The following is an 18329-nucleotide window of genomic DNA, read 5'->3' as shown; positions in this document are numbered from 1 at the left end:
CATGCATCATCGTGAACATCGGCTTTCCTGAGCATCCGGAACGATGCCATCGATGCATTGATACGAACCCGCGAGCGCACCGGCATGGACGCATCAGTCGAATTTCAGGAACAGGCCGCCGCCGAACGGGGCTGGCGATGACGTTTCGTCACTGGGACATTAACACCCGCACGCAAATGATCAGTCTCGGCCCGGCCCTGCTGCTGACCGTCCTGCTGATCGGGTTCTTCACGTTCGTGCGGATTCAGGATCTGCGTCAGGAACTCAACCACACCGGCCAACTCATCGCCAACCAGCTGGCACCTGCCGCCGAGCCCGGATTGCTGGTCGGCGATACCGAAAGCCTTAAAGGCCTGATGCGCGCCACGCTGTCCATGCCCAGCGTTCGCTATGTCGAGATTCAGGACAGCTCCAACACCGTTCTGGTTTACATCGACCAACCAAGGGAAAACGAACACCAGACGCGCCAGATGGAAATTTTCCAGGCACCGGTACGCGCCCAGCATCTGGTCGTACACAAGGCACCTGCATCGGGAGAGCCGTTATCGACGGCAGGCTCCAAGCGTTATCTGGGCCGGGTACTGGTCGGCATGTCCAGCGAAGCCTTCAACCGACGCCAGCAGGAAATCCTGCTCAAGGCCGGCATCCTGGCGCTGTGCGCCTTATTGTTCACGTTTCTCCTGGCCAGACGCCTTGCCCTCAGCCTGTCGCGCCCGATCAGCCGCATGGGTGAAGCCCTCAAGGCCATTCAGCAGGGAGACTACAGAACGCCGCTGCCGATCAGTGACGATGCCGAACTCGGGGCGCTGGCGCGGCACATCAATAATCTGGCAGCGAATCTGGACAAGGCCAGCCTGGAGCAGCAACGCTCCATGGCGCAGCTCATCCAGACCCGCGAGGAAGCGGAACAGGCCAACCGTGCCAAATCCGACTTTCTGGCGATGATGAGCCACGAGTTGCGCACGCCCATGAACGGCGTGCTGGGCATGCTGCAATTGCTGGAAACGACCCGCATGACCGACGAGCAGAGCGAATACGCCACGCTCGCCACCGAGTCCACCGAGCATCTGTTACGCGTCATCAACGACATTCTCGATTTCTCGCGTATCGAACGCGATGCCCTGCAGATGGAGGGAATCGCGTTCAATCTGGCCGAACTGGTCAACGCATCCACCCATGCCTTCAACCACAACGCACAGCAGCGCAACCTGCAGTTGAATCTGCACGTCCAGCCAGGCCTGGAATCGCTGACCGTCATCGGCGATCCGACACGTATCCGGCAGATACTGGTCAACCTGATCGGCAACGCGCTGAAGTTCACCGAGCAAGGCAGCGTCTGCATCAAGGCGGGCTGGAGCCTGATCGAAGAAGACCGGCTTCAGTTCACCTGCACGGTTCAGGACAGCGGCATCGGCATTCATGCCGACATGCTGGAATCGATGTTCGACGCCTTCCAGCAGGCTGACAGCTCCATCTCCAGACGCTATGGCGGAACCGGGCTTGGCTTGCCGATTGCGCGCACCCTGGCCGAGCGCATGGGTGGCACGTTGCGCGCGCAAAGCGAAGAAGGCGCGGGGTCGCTGTTCACCCTGCAGATACCACTGTCGATATCGCGGCAATTGCCCGTCGATATTCGCCAGCCGCTCTCGGCACTGGACGCTTCCGGCAAGGAGCGCAGTGTTCTGCTGGTCGAAGACAATCCGGTGAACCGCACCGTGGTTCAGGCCATGCTGCACAACCTGGGGTGCCGGGTGGACGTCGCCGTCGATGGTGCCGAGGCTGTTAACATGGCCGCCGCAGGCGAATACGGCCTTATTCTAATGGATTGCCGACTGCCGGTCATGGACGGCTATGAGGCCACGCGCCGTATCAGGCAACTGGAAGGCCTCGAACAGTTGCCCATTATCGCGTTGACGGCCAACGCACTGCAGGGTGATCGTGACGCCTGTTTACAGGCGGGGATGGACGACTATCTCGCAAAGCCCTTCAAACACGCTGATTTACAGCAGGTTTTGCGCCGCTGGCTATTCTTTCGGACACCTGTGACTGGCGATAAATGTTAAATTGCGGCAGTCTTGACAGCCTGATCGACCCTGAACGGCGGTCGAGTGACAAAATTCAGTGCACAGGTGTACTTTGATTTCTCCTGTCCTGTGACTTTCATTACAACGCAACAGTCTATGAGTAGGCTGCCGGACATAGTCCTGGCAATTTAGTCCGCCAGGACTGGCGTTTGGGCCAGTGGCGCCCCAACCTGCCGCACAAGATCATTGAGGAGCTCGCATGACCAAACAACACGCCTTTACCCGGGAAGACCTGCTGCGCTGCAGTCGTGGCGAGCTGTTCGGCCCAGGTAATGCGCAACTGCCCGCCCCCAATATGCTGATGGTTGACCGCATTACGCACATCAGCGAAGAAGGCGGCAAGTTCGGCAAGGGTGAGTTGGTCGCCGAACTCGATATCAATCCTGACCTGTGGTTCTTTGCCTGTCACTTCGAAGGTGACCCGGTGATGCCGGGCTGCCTGGGCCTTGACGCCATGTGGCAGCTGGTCGGCTTCTATCTGGGCTGGCAAGGCAACCCCGGCCGCGGCCGCGCCCTGGGTTCGGGTGAAGTGAAGTTTTTCGGCCAGGTCCTCCCGACTGCCAAAAAAGTCACCTATAACATCCATATCAAACGCACCATGCGCGGCAAACTGGTCCTGGCAATCGCCGACGGTACCGTGAGCGTTGATGGTCGCGAAATCTACAGCGCCGAAGGTCTGCGTGTCGGTCTGTTCACTTCCACTGAAAATTTCTAAGGGTAATCGCATGCGCCGCGTCGTTATCACTGGTCTGGGTATTGTTTCCTGCTTGGGCAATGACAAAGACACCGTCACCGCTAACCTGCGTGCCAACCGCCCTGGCATCAAATTCCAGCCGGAATATGCCGAAATGGGTCTGCGTAGCCAGGTTGCCGGCTCCATCGACCTCAACCTTGAAGAACTGATCGATCGCAAGATCTACCGCTTCGTCGGCCATGCGGCAGCCTATGCCTATCTGGCCATGAAAGACGCCATCGCTGACGCCGGCCTGACCGACGAGCAGGTGTCCAACGTGCGTACCGGCCTGATCGCCGGCAGCGGCGGCGCATCGACACTGAACCAGATGGAAGCGCTGGACATCCTGCGTGAGAAAGGCGTCAAGCGCGTTGGCCCTTACCGCGTCACGCGGACCATGGGCAGCACCGTTTCCGCCTGTCTGGCCACGCCGTTCAAGATCAAGGGCGTGAACTACTCCATCTCTTCCGCGTGCGCCACCAGCGCCCACTGCATCGGCAACGCTGTCGAGCAGATCCAGCTGGGCAAGCAGGACATCGTCTTTGCAGGCGGTGGTGAAGAAGAACACTGGAGCCAGTCGTTCCTGTTCGACGCCATGGGCGCACTGTCGACCCAGTACAACGAGACGCCGGAAAAGGCTTCCCGCGCCTACGACGCCAAGCGTGACGGTTTCGTCATCGCAGGCGGTGGCGGTATGGTCGTGGTCGAGGAGCTGGAACACGCTCTGGCACGTGGCGCGAAGATCTACGCGGAAATCGTCGGCTACGGCGCGACATCCGATGGCTACGACATGGTCGCACCGAGCGGCGAAGGTGCCATCCGCTGCATGCAGATGGCCCTGTCGACCGTTGAAGGCCCGATCGACTACCTGAACACCCATGGCACATCGACCCCGGTCGGTGATGAAATGGAGATGAACGGCGTACGTGCAGTCTTCGGCGACAATGCTCCGGCAATCAGCTCCACCAAGAGCCTGTCGGGCCACTCGCTGGGTGCCGCTGGCGTTCACGAGGCGATCTACTGCCTGTTGATGATGGAGAACAACTTCATCGCCGGCTCCGCCAACATCGACGAGCTGGACCCGAAAGTCGCTGACATGCCGATCCTGCTGGAAACCCGGGAAAACGCAAAGCTCGATCGCATCATGAGCAACAGCTTCGGCTTCGGTGGCACCAACGCAACTCTGGTTCTGCAGCGCTACAACGCATAAGCAAGACCGTGCAAGACTGAAAAGGCGCCTTTCGAGGCGCCTTTTCTGTTTTCAGGATGCCGCACGCGGCACGCTGGATGATACGGTTCGCTGGAGGCGGCTTGCCTGCGATGACATTCGCCCCTCACCCAGCCCGCGTTATGATTCCTGCCATTCCCTGCCTCATCATCGAGACTCGAATCATGCTCACCCTCACACCACGCGCTGAAACGGTGGAAGGCCAGCCGATCCTGCGCCCCCTGCCCTCCGCACGCTGTCGCAGCGTGGGGCCATTCGTGTTCTTCGACCATATGCTCGCGACGGATTACCCCCCTGGCACCGGCATGGATATCCGTCAGCATCCGCACATCGGCCTGTCGACGCTGACGTACCTGCTGGAAGGCGAACTGCAACACAAGGACAGCCTGGGCAGCGACCAGCGTTTCAAGGCGGGGGATGTGAGCTGGATGACGTCAGGCGCAGCCATCGCCCACATCGAGCGAACGCCGGAGCCGTTGCGGGTGAGCGGATCGCGCCTGCATGGCCTGCAGGTCTGGCTGGCATCGCCCCGCGACCACGAACAGGGCGAAGGTCATTACAGCCATCACACGGCACACAGCCTGCCGCAAAGCGACAGCATGGGAATTTTCATACGCATGCTGGCCGGTAGCGGCTTTGGCCTGAAATCACCCGTACCGGTGCTCTCGGACACGCTGTACGCCGAGTTGCGCCTGCAGACCGCCACAACACTGGCAATTGAACCGGAACATCAGGAGCGCGCGCTGTATGTGCTCGAAGGTGAAGCCGCACTGGATGGCACACCGGTCCTGCCCTGCACGCTGGTCGTGCTGGAACCGGGAACCACCGTCAACCTGTGCGCGGAAAGCGAATGCCATGCTGTGCTGATAGGCGGCGCAGCCCTGGACGGACCGCGACGCATGAACTGGAATTTCGTCGCCAGCGAGGCCGCACTGATCGAAGATGCACGGCGTCGATGGGCAGACGGCGACTGGCCGACAGTTCCAGGAGAAACGGGCCGGATCGAGTTGCCTTGAAGATCCGGCCTTTACACTGACTTACTTTTGGTTGAACACTTCGCCCAACAGATCGTGCATCGACTTGAAGGCCCGCGCAGCGACCTTGGCGTCGTACATCATCTTGCCCGGAACATTGGCGTGCGGGTCGGTGAACGAATGGAACGCGCCGCCATAGTTGTGCAACTGCCAGTCGACATTCGCCGCGTTCATTTCATCTTCGAACGCCAACTGCTGCTCTTTCGGGACCATAGGGTCCGATGCGCCGTTCAGGACCAGAACAGAACCCTTGATGTTGCTGGCATCACCAGGGTTTGGCGTGTCCAGTGTGCCGTGGAAGGATATCGCCGCCTTCACATCAGCACCGCTGCGCGCTAGCTCCAGCGAGCAGCAGCCACCGAAGCAGAAGCCGAACGTCGCAATGCGCTTGGCGTCCAGTGACACACCTGCCTGACTCAGCAGCAGATCGAGACCGGCCTGCATGCGCTTGCGCAGCAATGCACGGTCGTCCTTCAGGGGCATCATTGCCGCGCCTGCTTCATCGCCATTGGCCGGACGGATTTTCTGACCATACAGGTCGGCCAGCAGCACCACATAACCCTGCTCAGCCACGGCCTTGGCGATGTCCTCGGCACCTTCGCTGACGCCCATCCAGTTGGGAGCCATCAACAGGCCAGGACGGGACGAGGTCGCGCTGGCGTCGTACACGAGACGACTTTCGTAGGGCTGACCATCAATCTGGTGTACTACGGAACGGACAGTAATCTTGCTGCTCATTGCTGACTCCTGATCATTTGAGGTTGTAAAAAATACGGTGCGCAAGCACAAACAAAAAACCCGCCGAAGCGGGTTTTCTGTCATTCGGTCATCAAACCGACAGTTCTACCAACAGCTTGTTCAGACGGCGCACGTAAGCGGCCGGATCCTTGAGGCTGTCACCGGCAGCCAGCGCAGCCTGATCGAACAGGATGTGCGACAGGTCGCCAAAGCGTTCTTCGCTCTGCTCGGCGTCCAGCTTGCCGATCAGAGGGTGAGCCGGGTTGAATTCGAAGATCGGCTTGGAGTCCGGAACCTTCTGACCGCTGGCTTCCAGAATCTGACGCATCTGCAGACCCATGTCCTGCTCGCCGATGGCCAGAATCGCAGGTGAATCGGTCAGACGATGCGACACACGCACCTCACTGACAGACTCGCCCAAGGCCGTCTTGATACGCTCGATCAAGCCTTCCTTGTCCTTGGCAATCTCTTCCTGAGCCTTCTTGTCCTCTTCGGAGTCAAGCTTGCCCAGATCCAGATCACCACGTGCCACGTCCACGAAGCCCTTGCCGTCGAAGTCGCTCAGGTAGCTCATCAGCCACTCGTCGATACGGTCGGTCAACAGCAGCACTTCGATGCCTTTCTTGCGGAAGACTTCAAGGTGCGGGCTGTTCTTGACCTGAGCGTAGGATTCGCCGGTCAGGTAGTAGATCTTGTCCTGACCTTCCTTGGCGCGAGCCAGGTACTCGGCCAGAGAAACGCTCTGCTCGCCGCTCTCGTCGGAGGTGGAAGCGAAGCGCAGCAGGCCGGCGATCTTCTCCTTGTTGGCGAAGTCTTCTGCCGGGCCTTCCTTGAGGACCTGACCGAAATTCTTCCAGAAACCCTTGTATTGCTCGGGTTCGTTCTTCGCCAGTTTTTCCAGCATGTCGAGAACACGCTTGGTCAGCGCCGACTTCATCGAGTCGATGATCGGGTCTTTCTGCAGGATCTCGCGGGACACGTTCAACGACAGGTCATTGGAATCGACCACACCCTTGATGAAGCGCATGTACAGCGGCAGGAACGACTCGGCCTGATCCATGACAAAGACACGCTGCACGTACAGCTTCAGGCCACGCGGCGCTTCGCGTTGATACAGGTCGAACGGTGCGCGGGCCGGTACATAAAGCAGCGAGGTGTACTCCAGCTTGCCTTCGACCTTGTTGTGGCTCCAGCTCAGCGGGTTCTCGTAGTCGTGGGCGACATGCTTGTAGAACTCCTGATACTCCTCGTCCTTCACTTCGGAACGGGAACGGGTCCACAGCGCACTGGCGCGGTTGACGGTTTCCCACTCAAGCGCCGGTGCCTCTTCGCCTTCTGCCGCTGGAGCCTGCTCTTTCGGCAGCTCGATAGGCAGAGCGATATGGTCGGAGTACTTCTTGATGATGTTGCGCAGACGGTAGCCGTCGGCAAACTCATCTTCGCCGTCTTTCAGGTGCAGGACGATGCGGGTGCCGCGCTCGGCCTTGTCCAGGGTCGCGACTTCGAACTCGCCTTCACCCTTGGAGGACCAGTGCACACCTTCGCTGGCCGGCAGGCCCGCACGACGGCTGAACACTTCAACCTGATTGGCGACGATGAACGCCGAATAGAAACCGACGCCGAACTGACCGATCAGGTGCGAGTCCTTCTTCTGGTCGCCCGACAGGTTTTTCATGAAATCAGCGGTACCGGATTTGGCGATGGTCCCCAGATGGGTGATCACATCGTCACGGCTCATACCAATGCCGTTGTCTTCGAGCGTAACGGTCTTCGCGTCCTTGTCGAAGCTCACGCGAATCTTCAGCTCTGCGCCGCCTTCCAGCAGCTCAGGCCTGGACAGCGCCTCGAAACGCAATTTGTCGACCGCGTCAGACGCGTTCGAGATCAATTCGCGAAGGAAGATTTCCTTGTTGGAATACAGCGAATGGATCATGAGGTGAAGCAGCTGCTTTACCTCGGTCTGGAAGCCCAGGGTTTCCTTTTGAGTTTCCACACTCATGGTCATCAAACTCCGATCTGGATGGCATAAGCCGCCACAGCGAGGCATGAGCCTGTGTAGCAGCGCGTAGTCATCAAAGTGGGGGCTGGGCGAGGGATTTCAAGAGCACAGGAATCAATCGATGCGTTCCGACTGTCGACCGGGCTGTGAACTTCTCCGTCGTCGCGGATCGGCACCGCGTATGCGTAATAGCATCGGCTGCTGCTTGCGAGCTGTTTAAGCTGGACGAAACATGAATAAAACAGCGAGGTTAAATAATATACCGAACTGTCTGGAACTTAATTTACACGGGCATGCTCTTAGGCACGTGGATACTCAATAAGGAGAAATACCCCATGCGTAAATCTTTAGCCTATGCCTTGATGCTTTCTGCCACTCTGGGTCTTGCTGCCTGCGACAAAAAATCCGAGAACACTCAGCAAGATGCCAACAAAGCTGCTCAACAGTCCCAGGAGTCGATGGAGAAGGCTCAGGAAAAAGTGAACGACGCGGCCAAGGAAAGCCAGGAAGCTGCTCAGAAAAACGCTGAAGCCGCTCAACAGCGCGCGACCGAGAACGCCAACCAGGCTCCGGCCCCGGCAACTGAAGCAGCACCTGCAACCAAGTAAAGCCATCGGCTTGCAGAACTACACATAATAAAGCCCGCTTAGGCGGGCTTTATTATTGCGCGTTTAGTTATATGATCGACTTCATGCCAACGCTTCGCTGCGTTTGCCTTTTATTCTGTCGACAATGATTGCACCCGCCAATGTTATAACCGACGGAATCAACCAGGCCAGACCCTGCTCACTCAATGGCAAGTTAGCCAACGCTTTCGGCAGAGAGTCAGTAAAGCCCGCGCCTTTTATCGCATCGATCAGCCCAAAGATCAGCGACACCAGCATGACCGGTGCCACCACTCGACCCTGACGTTGCCAGAATCCCTTGCAGAAGCTCAACGCAACCAGAACGATGCAGGGCGGATAGATCGCGGTCAGTACCGGGATCGAGAACAGGATCAGCTTGGTCAGGCCCAGATTCGACACCAGCAGCGAGAAGACAGCCAGCATCACCACCAGCGTCCTGTAGGACAGCGGCAGGATCTTGGCAAAGTATTCGGCACAGGCGCAGGTAAGACCTACCGCTGTCACCAGACACGCCAGCGAAATCAGCACGGCCAGAAAGCCGCTGCCCAGCGAACCGAAGGTGTGTTGCACGTAAGCGTGCAGCACCACCGCGCCATTGGTTGCACCCGCAGCCACCGAGTGACTGCCGGAGCCCAGGCGAAACAGACTGATGTACACCAGCGCCAGCCCTACCCCTGCAATCAGTCCGGCGATGATCGCGTAACGCGTGATCAGCCGCGGCGATTCGACGCCCCGCGAGCGAATGGCATTGACGATGACAATGCCGAAGACCAGAGCCCCCAGGGTGTCCATGGTCAGATAGCCATTGATGAAGCCCTGCGAGAATGGCGCTGCCGTATAAGCAGGCTCTGCGGTACCAATGTCGCCTGCTGGCAGAGCAAAGGCTGCGATACCCAGAATCGCCAGTGCGAGTATCTTGAGCGGCGCGAGAAAGCGCCCTACCGTGTCGAGCAGTCGCCCCGGATACAGCGACACCCAGAACACCACCAGGAAATACACGAGGCTATACAGGGCCAGCGCCATCGGACCGTCACCGGTCAACGGCGCAAGCCCGACCTCGAAGGAAACCGTGGCCGTGCGCGGCGTGGCGAACAAAGGGCCGACGGCGAGGTAACACACTGCAGCGAGAATACCGCCCGCGACCTTGCCGATCGGGCTGCTCAACGCATCCATCGCGCCACCGACCCTGGCCAGGGCAATTACCGTGACCACTGGCAAGCCCACTGCCGTAACCAGAAAGCCCAGCGCGGCGATCCATACATGGGGACCGGCCTGCAGGCCCACGATAGGCGGGAAGATGATATTGCCCGCCCCGACGAACAGGGCGAACGTCATGAAACCAAGTGCCAGGATGTCCTGGCCTTTCAACACTTTCATTGCGAAGGACCACACAAAATCGAGATAAGGGAAATGACGTCACCCGTGAATGAGGTGAACGCAGCCCGTCAGCGTAAGACGTGGCAGTACCTTGCGACGTGCCCCTTGTGAGGGCGACGCAAAAACGGTCGACAGGGTAGCGAATCCGGCCAATAAATGCACTATTGAAGGGCGAGCTTCCGATATACGCACTTTATAAGCGCAGGAATTTATAGCCACAAACACTCGATTGTGGGATGCGCCACCACGCCTTCGACGTGACGGGTCTGTCACAAAAAAATCCTGTTTCTTTAGTAGCTTGCGAGTGGCGTGGCCGCGATTGATTTCCCAACCCCAGAATGCACAAAGGCCACCCGAAGGTGGCCTTTGCTGATTGCTCGAAAAAGTAAGCGAGGCTTACTTCACCGGCCAACCGGTCAGCTCGGCCAAGGCCTTGCCGATGTCTGCCAGGGAACGAACGGTTTTGACGCCCGCGTCCTGCAGTGCAGCGAATTTCTCGTCTGCAGTACCTTTACCGCCGGAGATGATTGCGCCCGCATGGCCCATGCGCTTGCCCGGAGGAGCAGTCACACCAGCGATGTAGGAAACAACCGGCTTGGTCACGTGTGCCTTGATGTAGGCAGCCGCTTCTTCTTCAGCCGAACCGCCGATCTCACCGATCATGACGATCGCTTCGGTCTTCGGGTCTTCCTGGAACAGTTTCAGGATGTCGATGAAGTTGGAGCCCGGGATCGGGTCACCACCGATACCAACGCAGGTGGACTGACCGAAACCGGCGTCAGTGGTCTGCTTCACAGCTTCGTAGGTCAGGGTGCCGGAACGCGACACGATACCGACCTTGCCTGGCAAGTGAATGTGACCTGGCATGATGCCGATCTTGCACTCGCCCGGAGTGATGACGCCTGGGCAGTTAGGGCCGATCAGGACCACGCCCAGTTCGTCACACTTGACCTTGGCTTCCAGCATGTCGATGGTCGGGATGCCTTCGGTGATGCAGACGATCAGCTTGATGCCGGCGAATGCAGCTTCCAGGATCGAATCCTTGCAGAAAGGAGCCGGAACGTAGATAACCGAAGCATCGGCGCCAGTGGTAGCAACCGCTTCTGCAACAGTGTTGAACACCGGCAGGTTCAGGTGAGTGGTGCCACCCTTGCCTGGTGTCACGCCGCCAACCATTTTGGTGCCGTAGGCAATGGCTTGTTCGGAGTGGAAGGTACCCTGCGAGCCAGTGAAGCCCTGGCAGATAACCTTGGTGTCTTTATTGATCAGGACGCTCATTATTTGCCCTCCGCAGCTTTGACGACTTGTTGAGCAGCGTCGGTCAGGCTGGTAGCCGCGATGATGTTCAAACCGCTTTCTGCCAGTACTTTAGCGCCCAGTTCAGCGTTGTTGCCTTCAAGACGAACAACAACCGGGATTTTCACGCCGACTTCTTTCACTGCACCGATGATGCCTTCGGCAATCATGTCGCAACGAACGATGCCGCCGAAGATGTTGACCAGTACTGCAGCGACGTTGGTGTCGGACAGGATGATCTTGAACGCTTCGGTAACGCGTTCCTTGGTAGCGCCACCGCCAACGTCAAGGAAGTTTGCAGGCTTGCCGCCATGCAGGTTGACGATGTCCATGGTACCCATGGCCAGGCCAGCACCGTTGACCATGCAGCCGATGTTGCCTTCCAGTGCCACGTAGTTCAGTTCGAACTTGGCAGCGTGGGCTTCGCGCGGGTCATCTTGCGATGGATCGTGGAAAGCCTTCAGCTTTGGCTGGCGGTACATGGCGTTGGCGTCGATGTTGATCTTGGCGTCGAGGCAATGCAGGTCGCCGTCAGCCTTGATCACCAGCGGGTTCACTTCCAGCAGGGCCAGATCGTGGTCCTGGAACAGTTTGGCCAGACCGGTGAAGATCTTGGCGAACTGAGTGACCTGCTTGCCTTCCAGACCCAGCTGGAATGCCAGATCGCGACCCTGGAACGGCTGAGCGCCAACCAGTGGATCGATCGTGGCCTTGAGAATCTTTTCAGGAGTGTCGTGAGCGATCTTCTCGATGTCCACACCACCCTCGGTGGAAGCCATGAACACGATACGACGGCTGGAACGGTCTACAACAGCGCCCAGGTACAGCTCTTTGGCGATATCGGTGCACGACTCGACCAGGATCTTGGTCACTGGCTGACCATTGGCGTCAGTCTGGTAAGTCACCAGACGCTTGCCCAGCCACTGCTGTGCGAACGCTGCAGCGTCTTCCTTGCTGCGAACCAGCTTTACGCCGCCCGCTTTACCGCGACCACCTGCGTGAACCTGGGCTTTGACGACCCACTCGGTTCCGCCGATCTTGTCGCAGGCTTCTGCTGCTGCTTCGGGGGTGTCTACTGCGTAGCCTTTGGATACTGGCAGGCCGTATTCAGCGAACAGCTGCTTACCCTGATACTCGTGAAGATTCATGCTTATTACCGTCTTCGTTTAGGTACTGCGCATTCGGTGCTGCACGTCAGCGTGCCGCACCACCTGTGACCGCTACTCCGGGTGGACTCCGGAAAGGCCGTCGGGCCTTCCTGAAGCCGCCTGAGAGGTCGAGTCCGACGCAGATTCCGCGGTGATTCCTGCTGGCAGGATTCACGACGGGCACTGCGTCGTGGTTTCTTGTTGTCTCAGCGTTTCTTGCGGTTCTGGATGTGGATGGCGCCGCCATTCACTGCCAGGGCCGCTTCGTGCAGCGCTTCGGACAGCGTCGGGTGCGAGAAGACCATCATGCCGATGTCTTCGGCGCTGGTGCCGAACTCCATTGCAATAGCACCCTGCTGTACCAGTTCGGCAGCGCTCGGGCCAATCACGTGAACACCCAGAACGCGGTCGGTCTTGGCATCGGCGATGATCTTGACGAAACCGCCAGTATCGTTGGCTGCCATGGCACGGCCGCTGGCTGCGAACGGGAAGGAACCGACGTTGACTTCAACGCCTTCGGCCTTCAGGGTCTGCTCGGTCTTGCCGACCCATGCAATTTCCGGGTGGGTGTAAATGACCGAAGGAACCAGATCGTAGTTCATCTGGGCCTTGTGGCCCTTGATGCGCTCGACGACCATGATGCCCTCTTCCGACGCCTTGTGCGCCAGCATCAGACCACGAACCACGTCGCCGATCGCGTAGACGCCCGGAACGCTGGTGGTGCAATGGTCATCGACGAAGATGAAGCCGCGCTCGTCGATGTCGACGCCGCTGTCGGCTGCCAGCAGATCAGTCGTCACAGGACGACGGCCTACGGCAACGATCAGGCGGTCGAAAACGATCTTCTGTTCGCCGGCAGCGTCGGTGTAGGTGACTTCAACTTCTTCGCCGTTGACTTTCGAGCCGGTCACGCGAGCGCCCAGCTTGATGTCCAGACCCTGCTTGGTGAAGGTCTTCAGCGCTTCCTTGGAAACCGCTTCGTCAGCTGCTGGAATGAATTTTTCCAGTGCTTCCAGAACGGTCACCTGAGCGCCAAGACGCGCCCAGACGGAACCCAGTTCCAGACCGATCACGCCTGCGCCGATCACGCCCAGGCGCTTTGGCACCTGTTGGAATTCCAGAGCACCGGTCGAGTCGACGATGACTTTCTGGTCGACCGGAGCCGGCGGAATGTCGATCGGACGCGAACCGGAAGCCAAGATCACGTGATCCGCTTCGATGATTTCGACTGTGCCATCAGCACCGGTCAGCTCGACCTTCTTGCCGGCCAGCAGCTTGCCGTGGCCTTGCAGAGTGGTCACGCCGTTGGCCTTGAACAGGCTGGCAACGCCGCCGGTCAGGCCTTTGACGATGGTGGACTTGCGACCGATCATGGCCGGTACGTCCATGCTCACTTCGGAGGTCGAAATACCGTGGACCGCAAAGCCGTTCTTGGCTTCGTAGAACTTCCAGGAGCTGTCCAGCAGCGCCTTGGACGGAATGCAACCCACGTTCAGGCAGGTACCGCCGAGGGCCAGTTTGCCCTCCTTGTCCTGGTATTTCTCGATGCAGGCAGTCTTGAGACCAAGTTGCGCAGCCTTGATGGCGGCAACATAACCGCCAGGGCCTGCGCCAATCACTACCACGTCGAATTTCTGGGACATAAAAAGATTCCTTTTTAGCTGCGAGCTTCAAGCTGCAAGCTGCAAGCCGCTCTGCCTTGCGGCGTCGCTGGCTTGCGACCAATTCATAAGATGCAACACACCAGCCTCAGGCTGCACATCGACCTGATCGCTCAAGCCCGACACGTGCAACCTGTGGCCGCTTCATCAGATATCCAGCAGAAGACGCGCTGGATCTTCCAGCAGGTTCTTGATGGTAACGAGGAAGGTTACAGCTTCTTTACCGTCGATCAAACGGTGATCGTACGACAGTGCCAGATACATCATTGGACGGATCACGACCTGACCGTTGACTGCCATGGGACGCTGCAGAATGTTGTGCATGCCCAGGATGGCTGCCTGCGGCGGGTTGACGATCGGCGTCGACATCATCGAACCGAAAGTACCACCGTTGGTGATGGTGAACGTGCCGCCAGTCATCTCGTCGATGGACAGCTTGCCGTCGCGCGCCTTCTTGCCGAAGGTGGCGATGCCGCCTTCGATTTCAGCCAGGCTCATGTGCTCGGCGTTACGCAGAACCGGTACAACCAGACCACGGTCGCTGGAAACCGCAACACCCACGTCAGCGTAGCCGTGGTAAACGATGTCGGAACCGTCGATCGACGCGTTCACAGCCGGGAAGCGCTTCAGTGCTTCGGTAGCCGCCTTGACAAAGAACGACATGAAGCCCAGACGTACGCCGTTGTGCGACTTCTCGAACAGGTCCTTGTACTTCGAACGCAGCGCCATGACTTCAGTCATGTCCACTTCGTTGAACGTGGTCAGCATGGCCATGTTCGACTGGGCTTCAACCAGACGCTTGGCCACGGTTGCACGCACACGGGTCATCGGCACGCGCTTCTCGGTGCGGTCGCCAGCGGCGACCACAGGAGCGGCGGCGGCAGCAGGCTTGGCAGCAGGCGCAGCGGCTGGAGCGGATTTCTTCGCTTCAATCGCAGCAACCAGGTCTTCCTTGGTGATACGGCCGTCTTTACCGGTGCCCTTGACGCTGGCCAGGTTGATACCGTTTTCTGCAGCCAGCTGGCGTGCGGCAGGCGCAGCAATCGGGTCTTCATCGTCAGCGGCGGATGCAGCAGGCGCCGATGCCGCAGGAGCAGCGGCAGCAGCAGCTGGAGCAGCCGATGCAGTTGCACCGGCATCCAGGGTTGCAATCAGTTCATTGGACAGGACAGTGTCGCCCTCGCCTTTAACGATCGATGCCAGCACGCCGTCGGCTTCGGCCAGAACTTCGAGGACAACCTTGTCAGTCTCGATGTCGACCAGCAGCTCGTCACGTTTTACCGCTTCGCCCGGTTGCTTGTGCCACTTGGAAATGGTGCCGTCGGCAACGGATTCCGGGAAAGAGGGGGCTTTGATCTCGATAGCCATTATCTGTAATTCCTTAATTCGGTTTCTAATGCTCGAAGGCGTTAAACAGTGAAGGCATCTTGCAGGAGTTTTTCCTGCTGCTCGGCGTGCATCGAAGCGTAGCCACAGGCTGGAGCGGCAGAAGCATCACGACCTGCATACTCGAGAACGAGTTCGCGCTTGTGGTTGCCCACACTGCGACGCAGATGATGCTGACTGCTGTACCAGGCACCCTGGTTCATCGGCTCTTCCTGACACCAGACTGCATGCTGCAGGTTGGTATAAGGCGCGATCGTTTCCATCAGGTCATCTTCAGGGAACGGATACAGCTGCTCGATACGAACGATGGCGATATCTTCACGACCTTCGGCACGGCGTTTTTCCAGCAGGTCGTAGTAGACCTTGCCGCTGCACAGCACCAGACGTGTGACCTTGGCCGGGTCGAGGGTATCGATTTCCGGGATCACGGTCTGGAACGAGCCTTCGGCCAGTTCTTCGAGCGTTGAAACCGCAAGCTTGTGACGCAACAGCGACTTGGGCGTCAGCACAATCAGCGGCTTGCGCAGCGGGCGGATCACCTGACGACGCAGCAAGTGGTAGATCTGTGCCGGCGTGGTCGGCACACATACCTGAATGTTGTGCTCGGCACACAATTGCAGGTAGCGCTCAAGGCGCGCGGAGGAGTGCTCCGGGCCCTGCCCTTCATAACCGTGAGGCAACAGCATGGTCAGACCGCACAGACGGCCCCACTTGTGCTCGCCGCTGGTGATGAACTGGTCGACAACCACCTGGGCACCGTTGGCGAAGTCGCCGAACTGGGCTTCCCAGATGACCAGCGCGTTGGGCTGGGTGGTCGAATAGCCGTACTCGAATGCCAGCACCGCTTCTTCCGACAGGAACGAGTCATACAGGTCAAAGCGAGGCTGACCGGCGTACAGGTTCTGCAGCGGAATGTAGGTACCTGCATCCTTCTGGTTATGCAACACGGCGTGACGGTGCGAGAACGTACCGCGACCGATGTCCTGACCCGTCATGCGGATCGGGTGGCCTTCGAACGCCAGCGTGGCGTACGCCATGGTTTCGGCATAGCCCCAGTTGATCGGCAAGCCACCGGCCTGCATCTTCTGGCGATCCTCGTAGATCTTCTGGACCTGACGCTGCACGACGAAGCCTTCCGGCAGCTCCATCAGTTTGGCGGACAGTTCCTGCAGGGTCTTGAGGTCGAAACGCGTGTCGTGACGCGCAGTCCAGGCGTGGCCCAGATACGGACGCCAGTCGACGAACAATTCCTTGTTCGGTTCCTTGACCAGGCTTTTCACCACGTGCAGACCATTGTCCAGCGCGCTGCGGTAGTCGTCGACCTTGGCCTGAACACGGGCCTCGTCGAGAACGCCGGTCTTGATCAGACGCTCGGCATACAACTCGCGGGTGGTGCGCTGCTTGGTGATCTGCTGGTACATCAGAGGCTGGGTGCCGCTCGGCTCGTCAGCTTCGTTGTGACCGCGACGACGATAGCAGACCAGGTCAATGACGATGTCACGCTTGAACTGCATGCGGTAGTCGATCGCCAGCTGGGTCACGAACATCACGGCTTCAGGATCATCGCCATTCACATGGAGAATCGGTGCCTGAATCATCTTCGCAACGTCGGTGGCGTACTCGGTGGAACGCGAGTCCAGCGGGTTGCTGATGGTGAAGCCTACCTGGTTGTTGATGACGATATGGATCGTGCCGCCCGTCTTGAAGCCGCGGGTCTGCGACATCTGGAAGGTTTCCATCACAACGCCCTGGCCTGCGAAGGCAGCGTCGCCGTGAAGGGAAATCGGCAGAACCTTGTCACCGTTCGGATCGTTGCGACGATCCTGACGCGCGCGCACCGACCCCTCGACCACCGGAGACACGATCTCAAGGTGGGACGGGTTGAATGCCATGGCGAGGTGAACTTCGCCGCCTGCGGTCATGACGTTGGAAGAGAAGCCCTGGTGATACTTGACGTCACCGGAACCCAGTTCCACTTTCTTCTTGCCTTCGAACTCGTCGAACAAGTCGCGCGGGTTCTTGCCGAAGGTGTTGACCAGTACGTTCAGACGGCCACGGTGGGCCATGCCGATCACGACTTCCTTGGTGCCGTAGGAGCCGGAACGCTGGATCAGCTCATCGAGCATCGGAATCAGGCTTTCGCCGCCTTCCAGGCCGAAACGCTTGGTGCCCGGGTATTTGGTACCCAGGTATTTTTCGAGGCCTTCGGCAGCGGTTACGCGCTCGAGCAGATGGCTCTGGATGTCAGCCGAAAAGACGGGACGACCGCGTACGCTTTCCAGACGCTGCATGAACCAGTTGCGCTGCTCGGAATCCACGATGTGCGTGAACTCGGAGCCGATGGTGCGACAATATGTCTGCTGCAACGCTTCGTGGATTTCGCGTAGGCTCGCTTCCTCTTTGCCGATGAACAAGTCGCCGGCGCGGAAAGTCGTATCCAGATCGGCATTGGTCAAGCCGTAGTGATTGATCGACAGATCGGCGGGTGCAGGACGCTGCCACAGACCCAGCGGATCGAGCAGGGCGGCCTGGTGGCCACGCATACGATAAGCCTGGATCAGTCGCAGTACTTCAACCTGCTTCTTCTCGTGTTCGCTGCTCACACTGCCGGCGGACACCGGTTGAGCGCGGCGCTGGTTTTTGGCCAGCAACACGAAATGATCGCGAATGGTCGAATGCGATACATCAGTGGCAGAGCTGCCATCAGCTGGCAACTTCTGAAAGTAGGTGCGCCATTCTTCTGGCACAGCGTTAGGGTCGTGCAGGTAAAGCTCATAGAGCTCTTCCACATAGGCAGCGTTACCACCGGATAGGTGGGCACTGTTCCACATGCGCTGCATCACGCTTTCTTGCATGCTTGGTCACCCTCGGTAAGGGGACACCACCGGCGAAGACACCAGAGCAATCCTGAAATAGTCGTGTGCAGCGACTGTATCAAGTCACCAGGGAATCACGCAGATAGTCCGGGTACCAGCCCGGATGCCCCTGCTGGTCTCATTTCTTCAAAATAAGAGCCGCA

The 18329-nt window shown here is 58.8% G+C and carries 13 protein-coding genes; 5 read left to right on the top strand and 8 right to left on the bottom strand.

Going from position 1 to position 18329, the window contains the following annotated elements:
- The first annotated feature begins 137 nt into the window (after window positions 1-137).
- From CFBP1590_RS10160 to CFBP1590_RS10145, 4 genes are all read left to right on the top strand, one after another.
- Window positions 138-2063, top strand: a complete 1926-nt coding sequence (locus CFBP1590_RS10160; RefSeq protein WP_088234954.1) for a response regulator — start codon at window positions 138-140, stop codon at window positions 2061-2063.
- Between the two features lie 220 nt (window positions 2064-2283).
- Complete coding sequence (gene fabA / locus CFBP1590_RS10155; RefSeq protein ID WP_024686114.1) at window positions 2284-2799, top strand: 3-hydroxyacyl-[acyl-carrier-protein] dehydratase FabA; 516 nt, start codon at window positions 2284-2286, stop codon at window positions 2797-2799.
- A 10-nt stretch (window positions 2800-2809) separates the two neighbouring features.
- The gene (gene fabB / locus CFBP1590_RS10150) at window positions 2810-4027 is read left to right on the top strand and encodes a beta-ketoacyl-ACP synthase I (RefSeq protein WP_088234953.1); all 1218 of its coding nucleotides are present in this window, start codon (window positions 2810-2812) and stop codon (window positions 4025-4027) included.
- 182 nt (window positions 4028-4209) lie between these two features.
- Window positions 4210-5061: a pirin family protein gene (locus CFBP1590_RS10145; RefSeq protein WP_029243905.1), complete on the top strand. Its 852-nt coding sequence runs from the start codon at window positions 4210-4212 to the stop codon at window positions 5059-5061.
- A gap of 21 nt (window positions 5062-5082) precedes the next feature.
- Here CFBP1590_RS10145 and CFBP1590_RS10140 read toward each other — a convergent pair whose 3' ends face one another.
- On the bottom strand, window positions 5083-5817 hold the full coding sequence (locus CFBP1590_RS10140; RefSeq protein WP_029243904.1) for a dienelactone hydrolase family protein: 735 nt from the start codon (window positions 5815-5817) through the stop codon (window positions 5083-5085).
- Window positions 5818-5908: 91 nt separating this feature from the next.
- On the bottom strand, window positions 5909-7816 hold the full coding sequence (gene htpG, locus CFBP1590_RS10135) for a molecular chaperone HtpG (protein WP_004882570.1): 1908 nt from the start codon (window positions 7814-7816) through the stop codon (window positions 5909-5911).
- A gap of 335 nt (window positions 7817-8151) precedes the next feature.
- On the opposite strand from htpG, the gene CFBP1590_RS10130 reads away from it, so the two are divergent.
- Entirely contained in the window at window positions 8152-8424 is a 273-nt protein-coding gene (locus CFBP1590_RS10130) for a hypothetical protein (protein WP_004882571.1), read from the top strand.
- An 81-nt stretch (window positions 8425-8505) separates the two neighbouring features.
- Here CFBP1590_RS10130 and brnQ read toward each other — a convergent pair whose 3' ends face one another.
- The 6 genes from brnQ to CFBP1590_RS10100 form a co-directional block, all read right to left on the bottom strand.
- Entirely contained in the window at window positions 8506-9819 is a 1314-nt protein-coding gene (gene brnQ / locus CFBP1590_RS10125) for a branched-chain amino acid transport system II carrier protein (RefSeq protein WP_004882572.1), read from the bottom strand.
- A gap of 396 nt (window positions 9820-10215) precedes the next feature.
- The gene (gene sucD / locus CFBP1590_RS10120; RefSeq protein ID WP_004882573.1) at window positions 10216-11097 is read right to left on the bottom strand and encodes a succinate--CoA ligase subunit alpha; all 882 of its coding nucleotides are present in this window, start codon (window positions 11095-11097) and stop codon (window positions 10216-10218) included.
- Window positions 11097-12263 (bottom strand): ADP-forming succinate--CoA ligase subunit beta, encoded by a 1167-nt coding sequence (sucC, locus tag CFBP1590_RS10115; protein ID WP_004882574.1) that lies wholly within the window; start codon window positions 12261-12263, stop codon window positions 11097-11099. Before sucC ends, sucD begins: the two co-directional genes overlap by 1 nt.
- A gap of 206 nt (window positions 12264-12469) precedes the next feature.
- Window positions 12470-13906, bottom strand: a complete 1437-nt coding sequence (gene lpdA / locus CFBP1590_RS10110) for a dihydrolipoyl dehydrogenase (protein ID WP_088234952.1) — start codon at window positions 13904-13906, stop codon at window positions 12470-12472.
- A 165-nt stretch (window positions 13907-14071) separates the two neighbouring features.
- Complete coding sequence (gene odhB, locus CFBP1590_RS10105) at window positions 14072-15292, bottom strand: 2-oxoglutarate dehydrogenase complex dihydrolipoyllysine-residue succinyltransferase (protein WP_057410401.1); 1221 nt, start codon at window positions 15290-15292, stop codon at window positions 14072-14074.
- Window positions 15293-15333: 41 nt separating this feature from the next.
- Window positions 15334-18165, bottom strand: a complete 2832-nt coding sequence (locus CFBP1590_RS10100; RefSeq protein WP_088234951.1) for a 2-oxoglutarate dehydrogenase E1 component — start codon at window positions 18163-18165, stop codon at window positions 15334-15336.
- Window positions 18166-18329 lie beyond the last annotated feature (164 nt).

Source organism: Pseudomonas viridiflava (genome assembly GCF_900184295.1).
Lineage (GTDB): Bacteria > Pseudomonadota > Gammaproteobacteria > Pseudomonadales > Pseudomonadaceae > Aquipseudomonas > Aquipseudomonas viridiflava.
The sequence above is the reverse complement of the archived record's forward strand: the minus strand, read 5'-3'. Positions and strand labels throughout refer to the sequence as shown.

Bases quoted from the DNA above. Each gene is read 5' to 3' on its own strand.
- fabB (WP_088234953.1), top strand. From the start codon at position 2,810: ATGCGCCGCGTCGTTATCACTGGTCTGGGTATTGTTTCCTGCTTGGGC.
- CFBP1590_RS10145 (WP_029243905.1), top strand. From the start codon at position 4,210: ATGCTCACCCTCACACCACGCGCTGAAACGGTGGAAGGCCAGCCGATC.
- fabA (WP_024686114.1), top strand. From the start codon at position 2,284: ATGACCAAACAACACGCCTTTACCCGGGAAGACCTGCTGCGCTGCAGT.
- CFBP1590_RS10130 (WP_004882571.1), top strand. From the start codon at position 8,152: ATGCGTAAATCTTTAGCCTATGCCTTGATGCTTTCTGCCACTCTGGGT.
- CFBP1590_RS10100 (WP_088234951.1), bottom strand. From the start codon at position 18,165: ATGCAAGAAAGCGTGATGCAGCGCATGTGGAACAGTGCCCACCTATCC.
- htpG (WP_004882570.1), bottom strand. From the start codon at position 7,816: ATGAGTGTGGAAACTCAAAAGGAAACCCTGGGCTTCCAGACCGAGGTA.
- CFBP1590_RS10140 (WP_029243904.1), bottom strand. From the start codon at position 5,817: ATGAGCAGCAAGATTACTGTCCGTTCCGTAGTACACCAGATTGATGGT.
- brnQ (WP_004882572.1), bottom strand. From the start codon at position 9,819: ATGAAAGTGTTGAAAGGCCAGGACATCCTGGCACTTGGTTTCATGACG.
- CFBP1590_RS10160 (WP_088234954.1), top strand. From the start codon at position 138: ATGACGTTTCGTCACTGGGACATTAACACCCGCACGCAAATGATCAGT.
- sucC (WP_004882574.1), bottom strand. From the start codon at position 12,263: ATGAATCTTCACGAGTATCAGGGTAAGCAGCTGTTCGCTGAATACGGC.
- odhB (WP_057410401.1), bottom strand. From the start codon at position 15,292: ATGGCTATCGAGATCAAAGCCCCCTCTTTCCCGGAATCCGTTGCCGAC.
- sucD (WP_004882573.1), bottom strand. From the start codon at position 11,097: ATGAGCGTCCTGATCAATAAAGACACCAAGGTTATCTGCCAGGGCTTC.
- lpdA (WP_088234952.1), bottom strand. From the start codon at position 13,906: ATGTCCCAGAAATTCGACGTGGTAGTGATTGGCGCAGGCCCTGGCGGT.